Genomic DNA, 17599 nt, shown 5'->3' with positions numbered 1-17599 from the left:
AAAATTCCCTCCTAACCTCCCTCCTCTGTGTCCTCTGTGGTTAGATAAATTATTTTCAACCCACTTCAGACACAGAAAGCGCAGATTTTCGATTCACCTATTACTTATTCCCCTTTTTCCGCTTTCGCAATTTCTAACATTGTCTTAATCACAGAATCAGGGTTGAGACTAATAGAATCTATGCCTTGTTCAACTAAGAAACGAGCAAATTCTGGATAATCGCTGGGTGCTTGCCCACAAATACCAATTTTGCGACCATTTTGTTTAACAGTCGTTATGGCTTTTTCTATTATTCTTTTAACAGCTTCGTTGCGTTCATCAAATAAATGTGCCACTAACTCAGAATCTCGATCTAATCCTAATGTTAATTGGGTTAAATCATTAGAACCAATGGAGAATCCATCAAAGACTTGGCTAAATTCATCAGCTAATAAAACGTTACTTGGTAACTCGCACATAACGTAAACTTCCAAGCCATTTTCACCTTTAACTAAGCCATTTTTTGCCATTTCTGCTAATACCTGTTTTCCTTCTTCGGGAGTGCGACAAAAGGGAATCATGAGAATCATATTGGTTAAACCCATTTCTTCTCGTACCCGTTTCATTGCCTGACATTCTAATGCAAAACCTTCACGATAACGAGGATCATAATAACGGGAAGCACCACGCCAACCAAGCATGGGATTTTCTTCTTTGGGTTCAAATTGTCTACCACCTAAAAGGTTTGCATATTCATTACTTTTGAAATCAGACAAACGCACAATTACCGGTTTGGGATAAAATGCTGCGGCAATTGTGCCTATACCTTGCGCTAATTTAGCAATAAAGAATTCGGCTTTATCTTCATATTGTGCCGTTAATTCGCTAATTTTATATTTGGCAAGTTCGTCTTCTAGTTCATCAAAATGTAATAATGCTAAAGGATGGGCTTTAATATGGTTAGCAATGATAAATTCCATTCTGGCTAAACCAACACCATCATTAGGAATTGCGGTCAAACCTAAAGCTTCTTCAGGATTACCCACATTCATCATAATTTTAGTGCGGGTTCGAGGCAAGTTATCTAATGGTAATTCTTGAATTTCAAAGTTTAATAAACCTGAGTAAACTTGACCGGTTTCCCCTTCTGCACAGCTAACAGTAATCTCTTGTCCTGTTTGTAATATTTCTGTTGCATTTCCACAACCAACAATAGCAGGAATACCCATTTCTCTAGCAATAATTGCCGCATGACAGTTACAAACAACTACAGGAGTATATTTATCCGTAAAAACCAGATAATTATGATGATCCGCAACAGTAATATTATAAACTTCAACGTCTACTGTATCTGCAACTTTAACAACTCGTTGCATTCGGAAATCACCTTTTAAAATGTCTGCAAATTGGCTTATTTCCCGCAGTTGTTTCTCGGAGATCAATAAATTTTTATCTTTTCTAAGTTTGATTTGTCCGGTAACATTGTTGGGAAATAGTTGATTAGTAGCAAAAAACCGGGTTTGAATAGTTCTTGGAGTAACTTCTCCCTTAACTCGTTGGGTATATTCTAAAATTTCCTCTAATTTTTCTACAATTTGGACATTGTAGATATGACGATTTTTAGTAACTTGAGGAACAGTATTGATTTTTAAACAAGCAATAATCACAGCTTGTAGTAGATTCTCCTCAGAGATATAGATGTTAATGCGATTATTAGCATAGCAACCATCACCATCAATCACACCTCCTAAAAAGTGATAAGAAACTTCTGAAGTGTTTTCCAGGAGAATTTGAGTAATCTGTTGTTCTTTTTGTTTTAAGTCGTAAGCTATAGCTTTAGAATAAACACGATAAGCTGTAGCTTGTCCTTTTACCTGTTTTTCTCGGATATAACCTGAAGATACTGCTTTCTCACAAGGAGTAAAAGATTTACCATAAACAGCATTCATTTTGTCATTCATAGTAGCTATGAATGCTTGTTTTTCTGGTAAACATTTTTGAATAAACTGGACTTCCCCATGAGTTCGACTAGTGTAAATTGAACCGTCTGTGATGATTCCCCCAATCAGATAAGCTAAATCAGCTTCTTGATTTTTGTTGTCACCTAATGTGGGAATATTCTGAGATACAAGCACCATTTCCTGAGTATCTAACATTTCTTGAATCTCAGTTTTGGTATATTCACCATTCCGCAGGTTGACCATTTTATGATCAGGAGTTAATCGCAGGATATTATCTGTAACTTTCCCAGTTTGAGATACACTCACACCAATTGTTTTAGATGTCCGTTTCATGGCATCTGTAATGGGTTTCCATTCCATTTGATGGGTGTTGGTGTTGAGGGCTAAAGTTGATAATCCTTGATATCCCTGTTCATAAATTTGCTGAATGGTCATAAAACCTTGATTGGTGAGAATTTTTGTCTCTCCATCAAAACAAGTCCGTCCCCCAGAGTTAGTGACAATAGCACTGGCTTTTTTCATAATCGGTTCCCAGTCGGGGTCTGTGCGATTAGTAACTAACACTTCTCCGGCTTGGAAGAGATGAATTTCCGGCACATCTAGAATTACTCTAGCTTTACCTTGACCTATCATTTCGCCAACGCTGCGACCTGTTAATAAAACTTTGCTTTTTTCTTGGAGTTGATAAGTTCTGAGGACGGTTTTTGATTTTTGCGATTGAACTGTTTCTGGTCTAGCTTGGACAATAAATAATTCACCTGTTATGCCATCTTTTGCCCATTCAATATCCATTGGTGTTGCCATTCCCCGGACTTGGGAATAATGATCTTCAATAATACAAGTCCATTCAGCTAGTTGGAGAATTTCTTGATCATTTAGGGCAAATTGATGACGTTCAAGTTGAGGAACGGAGATATTTTTGGTTAATTTTGATCCGCCTAGATCATAAACCATTTTAATTTCTTTTGTTCCCAACCGCTTTTGGAGAATGGGTTTATATCCTTTCTTTAAAGTTGGTTTAAATACTAAATATTCGTCTGGGTTAACTGCACCTTGCACGATGTTTTCACCCAAACCATAAGCAGCGGTAATTAAAGCAGCATTTTGAAAACCTGTTTCGGTGTCTATGGAAAACATGACTCCAGAAGATGCTAAATCAGACCGGACCATTTTTTGGACACCAACTGATAAAGCTACTTCAAAATGATCAAAACCTCTGATTTGTCGGTAGGAAATTGCCCTGTCTGTGAAGATAGAAGCAAAGCACTTATGGCAAGATTCTAATACACCTTTGATGCCATGTACGTTGAGGTAGGTTTCCTGCTGTCCGGCAAAACTAGCATCTGGTAAGTCTTCGGCTGTGGCACTAGACCGAACAGCCACATCAGTATTAATACCGTATTCTTGACATAAACTTTGATAGGATTGAGCGATCGCTCCTTGTAATTCTAGCGGAAATGGGGTTTCCAACATCAATGATCTGGCTTTTTTCCCACATTCCTGCAAATTATCCATATCTTCCACATCTAAATCTGCAAAAATCTTCCTCAGTTTTTCCTCTAAACCAGCCGCAGTAATAAAGTATCTATAAGCATAAGCAGTAGTGGCAAATCCAGTGGGAACTTTCACTCCTTGGGAACTGAGTTCTTGAATCATTTCCCCTAAAGAGGCATTTTTACCACCTACTAAGGGAATATCTGCAATTCCTACGGCATTAAAGGGTAATACTAAAGCTTCTTGATGAATTTGGCTATTTTCTTGGTTGCGTTTAATTTCCAACATATTCTGAGATTCCTTAAATAGCTACTGTTATTTAATTCAGAACCCATTCTGTTTATGCACGGACAGTTTAAAGATGTTGCGAGGATATAGAGGAGGGGACGGGATTTACTACCAGATGTCTCATCCATTTAAGATTACTCTAGTTTAGAGTGTAAATAAATATAGAGGCAATATAGCGAAATATTACGTAATATATTGTTCTTGCAAATATTCTCACAATCCCCCCATCCTTGAGAGTTAAAATTCAGGAATGTACATAAGAAGTTTTATTTTATCTCAATTCATTACATGACTACATTTAGCCAACCGCTTACAAAGAAGGACTTAAAACTATTATGCCTCAATGCCCTTGTTGTTCCGATTCACTCTTACACCATATTCGTGGTGCTGAATCTTATTGGTTTTGCCGTAGTTGTTGGCAAGAAATGCCTGTATTAATGCAACGTCACACTGCTGAAGTCCCAAAACCGATTTTAGCAAAATTAGCTAAAAAAATCGCCCTACCAGAACATTGTCTCGGTTCTCATGGTTTGATTCAACCAAATTCTTTCCAATCAAGATTAGAGGGAAACTGGGATAGAGAGATTGTCACCAACGTTCCTAGAGAATTTTAATTTGTAATTTGTGGTGAAAATTTTCTCGCTAAAGCTGGAATACAATTTATGGCGTTGGTGAATTGGGGTATGAAAGTCGAAAATTCCATCTCTCAAACTCTTACTCTCTTTTCCATTTGGTAGTTTAAAACCTGTGGAAGAGTCAAAACCTTTACCTAATTTTGTTTGTTTATTCCAAATTCCTAATTCCACAGCAATATCGAAGTTTCTATTTCCCGTATCGCTACCAGTTGGTGGCATAATTATTAATTCCCCTGCTGCTGTGCGTTCAAATCTCAAATCACGGTTATTTTGACAGAGTTGGAAAAATTGCTCATCTGTTAAATTGATATTTAATGTTAGGTGAGGAGGTAAAGTTGTGGTATTCATTGAATATTACACTCTTGCTCTATTTTTTGTCAAAAAGATTAGACCACATTTATTGATTACCAAATCTGACTTAAATCTAAAACAAATCCGGGTAATAAATCTTCACCAGTTAATGTTTGGGGATTATCTAATTCTTCTACAGCTTGACCAGGACGATAAATAAATACTTTCTGTTGTTTTCTATCAATTAACCATCCTAATTGTGTACCATTATCTATATATTCTTGCATCTTTTCTTGCAGAATCTTTAAATTATCAGTTTCTGAACGCAATTCAATAATGAACTCAGGACAAATAGGAGCAAATTTTTTCCTTTGTTCTACTGGTATTGCTTCCCATTTTGTGCGGTTTATCCAAGCTGCGTCGGGAGAACGCACTGCACCATTAGGTAAGGTAAAACCACCACTAGAACCAAATCCCACTCCTGTACCATTTTGCTTTGTCCAAACACCTAACTGAACAATTAAGTCAAAATTGCGTTCCTCTGTTTCTGAACCTGTGGGGGACATAATTAATAAATCTCCTGTTTGATTACGTTCAATGCGAAAATCCCGATTTAGCTGACAGAAATCATAAAAATTATCATCAGTCATGATAATATTTGGTTGCATTTGCAATACCATTGGTAAAATTTCTAAAGCTACAGATAATTGTGTGACCATAATAATTAAAGATGGTAATGAATGAAGATTCAGATCCCCGACTTCTTTTTTATTATAAACAAATTATAAATTGATGGCAGAAGTCGGGGATCTTATTGTTATTGTTTTAGAACTCTCCAGCTAAAGCGGGAATACAGCGTTCACACAATAATGGATGTTCTGCTGATTCACCAACATGGGGAGAATAGTTCCAACAGCGATCGCATTTCTGATATGATTTTCCATCATGTTCGTAATCTGCGGCATTGACTACGCCAATATCCCAATTATCCTCACCTTGAACCCGCAAAGTTTTTAATCCTTTTAATGCGTCAGGAGTATCTAATAATTGCACATTGGAAGTTAGGAACAAATACCGTAATTCATCAATTCCATTACCGCTAACATTCAAAGGTTCGATAGCAGTGGATAATTTTTCATCACTCAGATAAATCAAAGCAATAGCTTCTAGAGAAGAACCAATTAACTTTTCTGTCCGTGCTTGTTCTAAAACCTTATTAACATCACCACGAATCCGGCGCAGTGTTTTCCAAAATTCCGCTAATTCAGGATTATCCCATTTATCATCCACTTGCACCCAACCAGCTTGAAACACTGATTTATATTGTGTTTCGTAGGGGATAAATTGCCAGATATCCTCCGCAGTATGACACAAAACAGGGGCGATCGCTCTGGCTAAATTCTCCAAAGCAACTTGCAACACCGTTTGACAACTACGACGACGGAAAGCATCAGCACAACTGATATATAATCTATCTTTCGCAACATCCAAATAAAAGTTCGACAAATCCACAACACAGAAATTCTGCACAGTTTGGAAAAAGCGGAAAAACTGGAAACTATCAAAAGCTTCCGTCACCTCATTAAACACCTCACGGATGCGGTGCAGCATATATTTATCCAAATCTGGCAAATCATCAAAAGCTACAGCATCCTTCTGAGGATCAAAATCATGCAAACTCCCTAATAAAAACCGCGCCGTGTTGCGAATCTTATTTCTCACATCAGCTAATTGCTTGATGATGTTACCACCCAACCGCACATCACCAGAATAATCAACCGAAGAAACCCACAATCGCAAAACATCCGCACCATAAGCAGGTTGTTGTTTTTGGTTAGTCCCACCTTGAATCATCAATTGAGGATCTACCACATTCCCCACCGATTTGCTCATTTTTCGTCCATTTTCATCCAAGACGAAACCATGAGTCAAAACCGTTTTATAAGGTGCAATGCCATTAACCGCCACACTGGTTAACAAAGAAGATTGAAACCAACCGCGATGTTGGTCAGAACCTTCCAAATACATATCCACAGGATAGCACAACTCCGGTCTTTGCTTCGCCACCGCTGCCCAAGAAGAACCAGAATCAAACCAGACATCCATTGTATCTGTACCTCGGCGGTAAGTCTTGCCATTATTGCGATATGTTTCCGGTAACAACTCCTCTACCGACAACTCCCACCAAGCATCAGAACCCTTTTCGGCAAAAATAGCTTGAACGTGGTTAATCGTGTCCGCATTCAGCAAAACTTCCCCAGTCGCTTCATCATAAAACACCGGAATCGGCACACCCCAAGAACGTTGACGAGAAATACACCAATCGGATCTTTCTGCTATCATCGGCGTGATGCGGTTTTCACCTTGCGCCGGAATCCAACGCACAGATGAAATAGCCTTTAAAGCCTCCTCCCTAAATCCTGCCACAGAAGCAAACCATTGTTCAGTAGCGCGAAAAATCGTTGGTTTCTTCGTTCTCCAATCATAAGGATACTTGTGAGGATAGGCTTCCTCCTTCAACAGAGAACCCGCTTCATTCAAAGCGTCAATAATCCCTTGATTACCATCACCCAAAACATTTAAACCAGAAAACTTACCAGCCTCATCCGTAAAATTACCACTATCATCAACAGGGGCAAGAATCGGCAAACCGTAACGCTGACCAACAATATAATCCTCTTGACCATGACCAGGCGCAGTATGAACCAACCCAGTCCCCGACTCAGTAGTGATATAATCACCACCAACCACCACCGGACTTTCACGGTCAAAAAGAGGATGACGGTAAATAGTACCTTCCAAATTCTGACCAGAGAATTTAGCTTTTACCGTTAACTCACAATCTAAAACCTCTCCTAACCTATCAACCAACTCAGCCGCAACAATGAGATATCGAAACCTCACCCCCTCAGTCCCCCTCTCCGCAAGCAGAGAGGGGGAGGTAAATTCTTCATTTCCTGCTTGTGGGGTGGAAGCAACTTCCTCTTTCTCATCCCCCCTCCTCGCTTGCGGGGAGGGGGTTAGGGGGTGGGGTTCTACTTCCACCACCGCATACTCCAGCGCAGCATTCACAGCCACAGCCAAATTACCGGGGATAGTCCAGGGTGTAGTAGTCCACACAGCCACGTCCAAATCAGGCAAGAAGCCATCCAAACTAGCTTTTAACCCTTCGGCAACCTTAACCACCGGGAAAGCGGCGTAAATACTGCGAGAAACGTGACCTTCAGGATATTCTAACTCTGCTTCTGCTAAAGCGGTTTTAGAACTAGGACTCCAATGCACAGGCTTTAAACCGCGATAAATATAACCTTTGAGGAACATTTCCCCAAAAACGCCAATTTGCGCGGCTTCGTATTCCGGTTTTAAGGTTAAATAAGGATTTTCCCAATCACCCCAAATCCCATAGCGTTTAAAGCTTTCTCGTTGTTCATCAACCGTCTTCAGTGCGAACTCTTTCGCTTTTTGACGCAATTGCAAAGGAGTGAGATTTTGCCGTTCTCCCTGTTTCATATTTTGCAGAACTTTCAACTCAATAGGCAATCCGTGACAATCCCAGCCAGGAACGTAGCGAATTTTACGACCTTGTAGCAAATGGTAGCGGTTAATAATATCTTTGAGAATCTTATTTAAAGCATGACCAATATGCAACTGACCGTTAGCATAGGGAGGACCATCGTGCAGTATAAATAATTCGCCAGGATTGTTTTGTGCCAGTTGAGAATAAATGTGGTTTTCTTCCCAGAATTTTTGGATTTCGGGTTCGCGCTTGATTGCGTTTGCCCGCATATCGAAGTTAGTCTTGGGTAAGTTGACGGTATCTTTGTATTTTCCAGTTTCGGTCACAGTTTCATGCCTAAATGTAGGTGTGCAGGTTATCCGATCAATTATAGGAGATGGTATGATTGTAGGGTGCGGTGAGCGATCGCTTTGTTCGCCGAAGGCATCGCTATATTGATCAGATATTTATAGTCATACTTTCAGACAATAGATCACATCTGTAGGGAAATATTATATGACTGAAGTAATTGAGATCCCCGTTGGTTTGACTTATTTTCAACTTCCTGAAGCTGTGCAAGCACGGTTACAATTTTTATTAGATCGTCAAGATGCTGGGGAAGAATTGACTTTAGCCGAAAGAAATGAAGCTGAAGGTTTAGTTGATTTGGCGGAATTTTTATCTTTGCTTTCCTTGCGTTCTCAGCGTATCATGCGGGCGGGATAAATGGGGAAAATTGCAAGTTCGCTACGTCAATTAGTTATGCAGCGTGCAAAATTTAGGTGTGAATATTGTTGTTTGTCTCAAGCAGGACAAGCTGCAACATTTCACATAGATCATATTATTCCGGTTGTGGCTGGTGGTGGAACAACATCTGATAATTTAGCTCTTGCTTGTGTGTCATGCTCACTGCGTAAATCTGCTAGACAAACAGTAACAGATCCAGAAACAAAAAAAGAAGTATCTATTTTTAATCCCCGTCAACAAGTATGGACAGAAAACTTTCGCTGGGATGATGTGAGAGTGGTAGGATTAACAGCTACAGGAAGAGGAACGCAATCTTGCCGTTGCTAAACAAACAGAAATTGCTGAAGCTGAATTTTATCAGGGGTTAGTAGATAGCCCTGGAGCAGAACAAGTTGAGGAATTGTTTAAAGAAGCGGTATGGGATACCAAAATGGTAATTAGGGCGTTTGCCTCCGTACCTGAAGTTCGCCAAAAACTTGAAGAAGAAGGATTCACTCTGGAAAAGATTATCAAATTAACTTCGGTAAATCTCCTTCCCAATTCCGAAAATGCAGTTGTTGACATTCGTAAATTGCGTGACTACTCCCTTAATCGAGATCATTCTACAGGAAAGGATAAAGCTCGTCTATTTTCATCAATTTTAGGTATGACTGCTGAAAATGCTGAGGAATTACGCCAGATTATTTTAGAAAAAGTAAAAACTCAAGAAGTTAGTTTGAATAGGTATGATGAATATGGACAACGCTACACACTAGACTTTACTCTGCAATGGCAAAATAGAAGTGCAACTATTCGCACTGGTTGGATTATTAAATCTGGTTCTGATATTCCAAGCTTAACTTCCTGCTATCCTTTAGTATAAAAATACATGGAGATTATAGAAAATGAGCAAAATTTTTGTACCTAATCTACTAGACGTAGTAGCACTCACAGTTGATTTACCTGAATATAATTTGTTACGTGGTCAAGTTGGTACAATAGTTGAATTATTAGCCGATGGTGCTGCGTTTGAAGTAGAATTTAGCGATAGTAATGGACAAACCTATGAATCTGTTGGTTTACGTCCAGAGCAAATTATGGTGTTACATTTTGAGCCAACATCACCTAATTTAGTGCCGGAAATGGTTACAGCGTAAATAGTTGTAATTTAGCTTTGAAATTTTTACCAAAGCTACCAGCAGAGGCTTATGCATCATTGCAACATATAGAGGTAATAGCTTCACCTGAAGATTGGCAAAAAATCACTTATCAAATAGCACGTACTTTAGTAAATGCTCAATATGAAATCACTCATCGTCAAATTATGGAAAAGATGAAGGTGGATAATTTAGATGAGATGGAATCTGATGATGATATTTTAGCTGCTGCTTTGAAACTTACGAGTTAGTTTATTTTTACCAAGCTAAAAATAGATAGAGTTACTCACAATAGATTTATGACCTTAACCCTCAATTTACCACCAGAATTAGAACAGTATTTAATAAAGCAAGCACAACAGCAAGGACTTTCTGTGGAAACTTATGCACTGCAACTTATTCAAAAATCTATTTTCCAATTAGAGAAAAATTCATCTCTTGAAGAAACACCCACAGAAATTGTCATTGAAGGTATTCATCAGGGAATAAAAGAAGCATTAAGTGGACAAACTATACCCCTTTCACAAATGTGGGAAGGAATAGATGCAGAATAATAATGAACCACTACCAATTGAAATTGCTCTTACTCCTCGTTTTCAAAGAGATTTAAGAGAACTGGCTAAACGCTATCACTCCATTCGTAGTGATATTCAACCTTTAATTGATCAACTACAAGCAGGTGAAATTCCTGGAGATAGAATTGCGGGAATTAAATATTATCTTTTTAATCTCCAATAGAGATTTTGCCAGTAGTGAGGATCAGTTAATTTTAATCCCTATAGGGATTAAAATTAACTGGAATAGGAATCTCTACCCACTGCCTATAGCGGTTATCCTTCGGATGTAATACAGTCTAGGGCGGAGAAAACCGGCCCCTACTAAACACTGGATTGCGTATTTTTAAGCATCCGACGTGCTAATTTAAGATGGGTTTTCGCTGTGGTGTAAGGTATTTCTCAATCCTTGGCTATTACCTGTAATGATATTAACTGGTGAGTGATGTGGTCAAGTCATAATTTTGACATAGATTGATGAGTTTTTCTTTAATACGCGATCGCACATTCTCCGGTGAAACTACAATACAATCGGAGGAATATTGCATGATTTCCCGAATAAACCAGAATGTATTTGATACTTGTCTAATTACTCGCTTCACTTTTGATTTTTCTGGTATCCATTCAACTATTGAATCCTCTGGTTTAGTTTGATAGGCAAAAGCTAAGTTGTTTAGTAGGTGCATTTCTACATCTATTTGATCTAACTGCGATCGCCATTTACCAGCAATTTCCGTAATAGCTGCTTCGTTAATTCTGTCTAAACGAAAACACCAGTTATGCTGTAGTTCTTCTATGTCATGATTATTTAATGTTTCCTCACACCAGCAATCAAGATATAGACGTTTTTCATGGGGGGTAATCTTAGCATAGTGAACTGTATAATTTAATATTCTTTCTGTTGCATCTTGATAGGAAAGTTGAAACGGTTGTTGACGCAAGATATAGTGGTCAATTTGTAAACGCCAAGATGGAAGTAAATTGTTTAAAACCTTTTCAATTTCTTTTCGCATTGGTATGGACAATTCACTGCGTTCGAGTAGCAAATTGGCGATAATCTGAGCTTGTTCCACTTGTCCAATGTCTGTTAATGCACTTATACAACGGTATAATGTGCGGATACGTGATTCCTGCCAGTCATGATTTTTGCCAATGATTAATTCATGTTGAGCGATCGCTTTGATCAGTTTGGAGATATTGGGATCATCTCCCCACATCATCCCGAATTCTAGTGCGATCGCTTCTAGTTCGGCTTTGTCTCGTTCTGATACCGACAGGGTAATAGACTGACCTTTTCTACTCATTTTGTACGGACACTTTTACACTAATATCTCTTGTCAACTTTTATTTTCGGTGTCATTATAGATTTTAACAACGAGTTACGGACACAATATGAGGTATTTAAAAAAGATATTAAAAAAGCTAGAGTCTAGCTCTAGCTTACAAGCCCTGATAGGGATTAATGAGTTATGTTAATGCCTTGATCACTTCTTTACTACAGTTTCAATCCCTTATAGGGATTAGGGTCTAGTCTCAAGGCTTCTTTAGTATATATCCTAAAAGTTTCATGGAACAATTTTTTTACCAGATTTTTACTCACATCTTTACTACAGACAAATTTTTGCTGCTATATTAGAGGTAACCGAAACAAAGCTGTTTCAGTTCACCTATTTTGAGTGGTATCTCATAGGTTAGCACTGATATGGCTATTTCGGCGCAAACTTATTGAGGTAATTTCTTGTGAAAGACAATCTCCCAGATCGTATGCTTTAAGTGATGTCAGATTCTTGCTGGCATTCTACAGAAGAACTAGTCGAAAAAATTAGCCACCGATTTTCTGCAACTATGCACGTCCTCAAGAAAAGAGGTTATCAGTTTGATAAACGTCGTATTCAAGGTCAACAGCATGAGTATAAACTGGTAATCGAGTCAAAAGCGATCGCTTCGCTCACTATAGGCAACGCTTAAAAAGAATTTCTGACATACTGGGGGTAGTTTCTCCTACTCCCATTTCTTGAAAATAGTAGTTAGTGAGGTCAAAAACTATGACCGATAATTTACTTTATCGAAATTCCATTGATACAAATCACGAATTTTTCGCTAAATAGGTAAACCATGAACGAACAAACATTACTAGAAAGAATCACATTTAACCCCCAAATATTTGGAGGTAAACCAATCATTCGTGGTCGTCGTCTAGCTGTCGAACATATTTTAGGAATGTTAGCAGTAGGAGATACTATTGAAACTTTGCTAGACGCATATTCCTGGTTAGAACGGGAAGATGTGCAAGCCTGTTTAATTTATGCACGGAGGTTAGTAGGTCATGAAAGAGTTGAACCTTTATTGTAATTTTTAATCCCAAAAATGGATAATGATAAAATGCAAGATAAAATTCCAACAATTGCAGAACTTCGAGAACTTTCTTTACAATTTCTTGAAAAAATACCCTACTTAAAAATGTTAGTTCTCTTTGGTTCTAGAGCAACAGGTAACATTAACGCCAATAGTGACTGGGATTTTGCTGTTTTATATGATGAAGAAAAATATAATTTATACATTCAAAATAATCCATTAGCTGCATTTGCAATACCTGGAATTTTAGGAAAAATATTTAAAATAAATTCTGACAAAATTGATATTGTGGAACTTAATCACTGTTCCAAATTAATAGCCCATTTTATAGCTCGTGATGGAAAGGTATTATATGAAGAACAAAGAGATGAATTTGATAAATTTCAACAAAGAGTGTTATTGAGTAATACAGAAATTAAAAAGATTGAAAAAACTAAATTAGAAAACATTGAGAATTTTTTACAAAGGTGGGGAGTATGACAAATATAGAACCTGTGATTATTGAAACTAGACTGGAGTTGATAGGTCGTTATCTTGATCACCTCAAAAAATCTGAAGGTATTAGTTTAGATGATTATTTGAGTAGTTTTGAACAGCAATTAATTACAGAAAGACTATTGCAATTAATGACGCAAGCTGCAATAGACATCAATGATCATATATTGTCAAAACTAAACTCTGGAAAGACTTACACTAATTTTGAGGCTTTCATTGAATTGGGTAAATATCAAATTCTTACTCCCGAACTAGCAAAACAGATTGCACCATCATCAGGTTTAAGAAATCGTTTGGTTCATGAATATGATGATATAGATCCGAATCAGGTTTTCATGGCAATTAGTTTTGCGTTACAGCAATATCCGCTTTATGTGAGACAAATCAACTCTTATTTAATTACATTGGAAGAAGAAAATGATTAAACGCGGTCGTCTTTTAAATCGTCCTCCTATATCCTTAGAAGAAAGTTATTTCAGCGAAATTCGCCCCCAACTGTATGAAAATCATGCACATCATCATCAATATGGTGTGAGAAAGGGTACAACTCTTGCAGAACATTTAGACTCTGCCTGTCAGTTTATTTTAACAGTCAGTCGTATAGGAGAAGTACCAGAAGATAAACGACCTTTATTATTAGCTGCAACTGCTGTTCACGACCTCAATAAATTAGACTCTCAAGGACGTAACGTTAAAACTTTAGCTAGGGATAAAGACTTTCTAAAAGAAGAATTAAAAAAGGCTTGTGTTCTTAGCTTTGTAAACACAGAAGATGATTTAGAATTAGTCAGAAAACTGATTGAACGCCATTCAGGTCATAATGTTAGCGATGGGGCGAGATTTTTACCAGAAGACCCAAATATTGAACGTTGGGCAGCTATGCTTACTGCTGCTGATTTGTTTGATTTAGGTATTCCTGATCAGCTAAGATTTCGCAAAATAGAAACAGAATTAACCGTTGCTTTTGGCAGAAAATGTAATCTTTTTCGAGTGCGTTTATCGGAAGATAAAGGTTATATTACATCCCTGTTACTAGGTGCTTGTGAAGAAGTTTTACAAAAGTATGGCTTCCATCCAATCGCAATTTTTCCAGATAGTGAACTGTTTGAAGGTGGAAATTTACCAAATGTAGATTTAACCAAAGAAATCGCTGCTGTTTGGCAAAGTAAAATTGATCAAGTTTTTGGTAATAATATTGAGAAACTTGTCAGACCTACTAAAGATGGTATTCAAGTTACTCATCAAGCTATTCAACAAAATGTTGATGAAGTTTTGGTCAATGTTCAGGCTCTTTTAGAAAAGAAAAAGGCTGGTTATAAATCAGACAAAGTTGCTGAATCTGTAACTAAATGGGGTGAAGATGCTGGTGAGGAAGCACTAAGAAAAGCGGCTGAACTTGGATTATTACCTGTAAGTAATGCAGAAGAATTTGCTATATCTGAAGGTTTAAAGGCAGCTTATAATAGTTATATAAAAGCAAAACTTAAACCTAAAGATGCTTGGAATAAAATCGCTTACCACACAGGTATCTCTGAACAGCAACGTATTACACTTGAAGCTTTTAATTGTCTATATGGACGACCTTTATTTGCAGCCAAAGTATCCATTAAAGGAATTGAAGGTATTAAAGAAGCTCTCAAAGAATCTTTTCAGTTAAGAAATCAAACTAGAGAAACTTCTGAAGAAATAGAAGTGTCTGAAGAAATGATTTTAGCAGTTAAAAGAATGGTAAATTTACCTTTTGCTACTCAGTTAATTGGAATTAATGAATTAGATACTTATGTAGAAGCTAATCCTAAAAAAAGATGTTCTTTAGGTGCTACATCCACTGAAATCAATGAGTTAATTTCTCCAAATATGCCTCCTGGAACAAAAGTACAGGCTTTTTCTAATCGTTTACCAGGTGGTATTAGTGACGAACCAAAAAGACAAGCAGATTCTATTGCGGCCTTAGCTTATCAACTAATGACAGTTGGTGCAAAATTCCCTAAAGTTAGCAAACAAGAACCTCTTTATTTACATTTAGCATTACCTAAAGGTTCTTCTCCTGAACTTTTGAGAATTTGGCGCGAATTTATAGAACAACTTTCACATACAAATGCTGAGGGTGGTCCTGTTACTGTTGATCAATTACAACTTTATCGAAATCATAAACTGGAATTTAAAGCTAATAAAGTAGTTGGTGCAGCATTACCTAAACGACCAGATTTTATTCATATATCTGTGATTAGTGCTTTAGTTTGGGGAGATGTTAATACTTCTTTAGCTTTACTAAAATCACTGAGACTAGGATTAGAAATATCTTTATCTTTAGATATTGGTTTTCCTTTTACTTTAAGCAGCAATATGGAGGTAGATTTATTTGATGATGTGTATGGCAGAGTTGAAGGTATTCCTTCTGCGCTGCAACCTTTACTGGGAAATGGACAATATGATCAAAGTCAGGATGCAGAAAAAATTCTTGAAAGATTACGTTGTCTTGGAGAATTAGCAATATCTGTTGCCAGCATTCAGAAATCTGATGACTGTTTGTATGATTTGGCTCGTACTTGTGATAGACCAATTGAACTTTACTATGTTTTGTTACGTTGGATTTTACGAGAACAAGATGAACCAAATCTGAGTGTTATTTGGAGTCGTATTTGTAACCCGTTAAATACTTTATTGGAGAGCCTTATGCCGAATGAAAACTCACTTTTAACCAAGTATTTGAAAGAAGCTGCTCAAATTGCAGCAGAAGCGAACCTCAAGGGAAGTTCTTTCAAACGTACTGCTCAAACAGAACCTTTCACAGCTTTTATTACTGCTGTAAAAAATCAAAAACCTCATTTAGATTTGGAGGTAATGTTTGCAGCTTTAACCGAGCAATATTACATACGATTAGACCGCATTAATCGTGAATATCATGTAGGAGTAAAAAAACTTGAACAAGTTAAGCATTATTACAATGTATTACGCAACCTATATGAGAAGGTTTACTCTGCACGTCCAGAAAAGTTGTTATCTGATCAAAAAACTTTAGAAGCTGCTTATTTATTCTTTCTTGAAGAAGCACGTAAACAGCTTAAAAATAAATCAGAAGATGATTCTGATGAAACAAATACAACTGTTTAATTAATCATTAACTAACTAGGAGTTTATCATGTCAATTCAAAAGCTTTCCCCTGTTCTCGCAACTACCTACGAAAATTTCCCCAAAGGTCGGTTTATTACTTTAATTGTTCTCAGAACAACTCACTCAGAAACTATTTTTCGCACAGAAGGTTCTGGTGAGTCAATGTGTAATGAATTTGTTCAAGCTGGTGTGAATAATGATAATATTATTCAACGGTTGGTGATGACTAAACGTAAACAAGTAGCACCAGAAAGACGTTATGGAAGAGAACATTTAAGAGCGCACGAACTTTTATACACTAACGTCAAAGATGGCTCTATTTGCTCTTTAAATACTAATGCACCTTGTGAAATGTGTGTAGATTGTTTCCTTTATGGTTTTGCTGCTGGTGGAGGTGGCGCACAAAAAAGCCGTATTTGGACTGAAGATGCTTTTAGTATATTATCCGCTACTGATGTGGTAGGCGATCGCACTATTAACGCCATCTACGAAAACGGCACAATGCGAGATGAAAAAGGTAATCCTTCTACCGCTTTAAATACCAGCGAATACATCAAACCAGGAGTTCATTTTTTAGATGTTGTCACACTCAAAGATGTAACTGCTGATGAACTGCGCTACATTATCGGAAATATTCTTTTTACCAGTCGTTATGGTGCTGTTTCCAGTCGTGTAGGAAGAATGGAAAATCAAATATTAGGTATTTTTGGCAGTATTACCGAATTACCTAGCTCCTTGGAACTTGTACAAGCTACATACAGTGCTTTAGGTGAACCTTTAGAACATCCTTTAAATATTAATCGAGTCATCACAGCAACCAAACAAGTAATTACAAATTGGCAAAATAGAAGAGGGGTTTCTGTGCAATTATCTGATGAAGAATTAGCAACTTTAATTACTGATGTAGAAACCCACTGGTCAGAAGCAGAACGTGATACTTTTCTCAAACGTTTAAGTCAATCCTATGAACCTTTCCGTCAAGTTGCACCTGAAAAAAACAAAGGTAAAGGTAAAGGTAAAAACAAAAATACTCAAGTTGAAGTAGAGAACTAA

Annotated in this window: 18 protein-coding genes and 1 pseudogene; 14 read left to right on the top strand and 5 right to left on the bottom strand. The window is 37.4% G+C overall.

Annotated features, from left to right (window positions below):
* Positions 1 to 104 precede the first annotated feature (104 nt).
* A complete protein-coding gene (gene ppsA, locus CA730_RS09580; RefSeq protein ID WP_096666764.1) occupies positions 105 to 3722 on the bottom strand; it encodes a phosphoenolpyruvate synthase in 3618 nt (1205 codons plus the stop codon).
* 335 nt (positions 3723 to 4057) lie between these two features.
* Between ppsA and CA730_RS09575 the strand changes: the two genes are divergently transcribed.
* Positions 4058 to 4336, top strand: coding sequence for a hypothetical protein (locus tag CA730_RS09575; RefSeq protein ID WP_096666761.1), 279 nt, complete (start codon positions 4058 to 4060; stop codon positions 4334 to 4336).
* A gap of 105 nt (positions 4337 to 4441) precedes the next feature.
* Here the strand turns inward: CA730_RS09575 and CA730_RS09570 are convergent.
* The 3 genes and pseudogenes from CA730_RS09570 to ileS form a co-directional block, all read right to left on the bottom strand.
* Positions 4442 to 4705: pseudogene (locus CA730_RS09570) on the bottom strand (Uma2 family endonuclease); the annotation flags it as partial.
* Between the two features lie 56 nt (positions 4706 to 4761).
* On the bottom strand, positions 4762 to 5367 hold the full coding sequence (locus CA730_RS09565; RefSeq protein ID WP_096666758.1) for a Uma2 family endonuclease: 606 nt from the start codon (positions 5365 to 5367) through the stop codon (positions 4762 to 4764).
* A gap of 106 nt (positions 5368 to 5473) precedes the next feature.
* The gene (gene ileS, locus CA730_RS09560; RefSeq protein ID WP_096666755.1) at positions 5474 to 8491 is read right to left on the bottom strand and encodes an isoleucine--tRNA ligase; all 3018 of its coding nucleotides are present in this window, start codon (positions 8489 to 8491) and stop codon (positions 5474 to 5476) included.
* Between the two features lie 169 nt (positions 8492 to 8660).
* Here ileS and CA730_RS09555 point away from each other — a divergent pair, with 169 nt between their 5' ends.
* The 7 genes from CA730_RS09555 (at position 8661) to CA730_RS09525 (ending at position 10765) form a co-directional block, all read left to right on the top strand.
* Complete coding sequence (locus tag CA730_RS09555) at positions 8661 to 8870, top strand: hypothetical protein (RefSeq protein WP_096666752.1); 210 nt, start codon at positions 8661 to 8663, stop codon at positions 8868 to 8870.
* 36 nt (positions 8871 to 8906) lie between these two features.
* Entirely contained in the window at positions 8907 to 9218 is a 312-nt protein-coding gene (locus CA730_RS09550) for an HNH endonuclease (RefSeq protein ID WP_231940064.1), read from the top strand.
* Positions 9219 to 9291: 73 nt separating this feature from the next.
* Positions 9292 to 9753 (top strand): DUF6883 domain-containing protein, encoded by a 462-nt coding sequence (locus CA730_RS09545; RefSeq protein WP_231940063.1) that lies wholly within the window; start codon positions 9292 to 9294, stop codon positions 9751 to 9753.
* A gap of 22 nt (positions 9754 to 9775) precedes the next feature.
* Complete coding sequence (locus CA730_RS09540; protein ID WP_096666746.1) at positions 9776 to 10027, top strand: DUF4926 domain-containing protein; 252 nt, start codon at positions 9776 to 9778, stop codon at positions 10025 to 10027.
* 17 nt (positions 10028 to 10044) lie between these two features.
* Positions 10045 to 10278 (top strand): hypothetical protein, encoded by a 234-nt coding sequence (locus tag CA730_RS09535; RefSeq protein WP_096666743.1) that lies wholly within the window; start codon positions 10045 to 10047, stop codon positions 10276 to 10278.
* A gap of 48 nt (positions 10279 to 10326) precedes the next feature.
* Positions 10327 to 10581, top strand: a complete 255-nt coding sequence (locus CA730_RS09530; RefSeq protein ID WP_096666740.1) for a hypothetical protein — start codon at positions 10327 to 10329, stop codon at positions 10579 to 10581.
* The gene (locus CA730_RS09525; protein ID WP_231940062.1) at positions 10571 to 10765 is read left to right on the top strand and encodes a type II toxin-antitoxin system RelE/ParE family toxin; all 195 of its coding nucleotides are present in this window, start codon (positions 10571 to 10573) and stop codon (positions 10763 to 10765) included. Before CA730_RS09530 ends, CA730_RS09525 begins: the two co-directional genes overlap by 11 nt.
* A gap of 247 nt (positions 10766 to 11012) precedes the next feature.
* Here CA730_RS09525 and CA730_RS09520 read toward each other — a convergent pair whose 3' ends face one another.
* On the bottom strand, positions 11013 to 11885 hold the full coding sequence (locus CA730_RS09520) for a helix-turn-helix transcriptional regulator (RefSeq protein ID WP_096666737.1): 873 nt from the start codon (positions 11883 to 11885) through the stop codon (positions 11013 to 11015).
* 472 nt (positions 11886 to 12357) lie between these two features.
* Here CA730_RS09520 and CA730_RS09515 point away from each other — a divergent pair, with 472 nt between their 5' ends.
* The 6 genes from CA730_RS09515 to cas7d all read left to right on the top strand — a co-directional run bounded on the left by CA730_RS09515 (position 12358) and on the right by cas7d (position 17599).
* Complete coding sequence (locus CA730_RS09515; RefSeq protein ID WP_231940061.1) at positions 12358 to 12549, top strand: hypothetical protein; 192 nt, start codon at positions 12358 to 12360, stop codon at positions 12547 to 12549.
* A gap of 147 nt (positions 12550 to 12696) precedes the next feature.
* Positions 12697 to 12933: a DUF433 domain-containing protein gene (locus CA730_RS09510; protein WP_096666734.1), complete on the top strand. Its 237-nt coding sequence runs from the start codon at positions 12697 to 12699 to the stop codon at positions 12931 to 12933.
* A gap of 30 nt (positions 12934 to 12963) precedes the next feature.
* On the top strand, positions 12964 to 13416 hold the full coding sequence (gene mntA, locus CA730_RS09505) for a type VII toxin-antitoxin system antitoxin protein adenylyltransferase MntA (protein ID WP_096671408.1): 453 nt from the start codon (positions 12964 to 12966) through the stop codon (positions 13414 to 13416).
* Positions 13413 to 13856, top strand: a complete 444-nt coding sequence (hepT, locus tag CA730_RS09500; protein ID WP_096666731.1) for a type VII toxin-antitoxin system toxin tRNA nuclease HepT — start codon at positions 13413 to 13415, stop codon at positions 13854 to 13856. Before mntA ends, hepT begins: the two co-directional genes overlap by 4 nt.
* A complete protein-coding gene (locus tag CA730_RS09495) occupies positions 13849 to 16545 on the top strand; it encodes a CRISPR-associated protein Csc3 (RefSeq protein ID WP_096666728.1) in 2697 nt (898 codons plus the stop codon). The genes hepT and CA730_RS09495 overlap by 8 nt, the downstream gene beginning before the upstream one ends.
* 28 nt (positions 16546 to 16573) lie before the next feature.
* The gene (gene cas7d, locus CA730_RS09490; RefSeq protein WP_096666725.1) at positions 16574 to 17599 is read left to right on the top strand and encodes a type I-D CRISPR-associated protein Cas7/Csc2; all 1026 of its coding nucleotides are present in this window, start codon (positions 16574 to 16576) and stop codon (positions 17597 to 17599) included.

Source organism: Dolichospermum compactum NIES-806 (assembly GCF_002368115.1).
GTDB classification, from domain to species: domain Bacteria; phylum Cyanobacteriota; class Cyanobacteriia; order Cyanobacteriales; family Nostocaceae; genus Dolichospermum; species Dolichospermum compactum.
The sequence above is the reverse complement of the archived record's forward strand: the minus strand, read 5'-3'. Positions and strand labels throughout refer to the sequence as shown.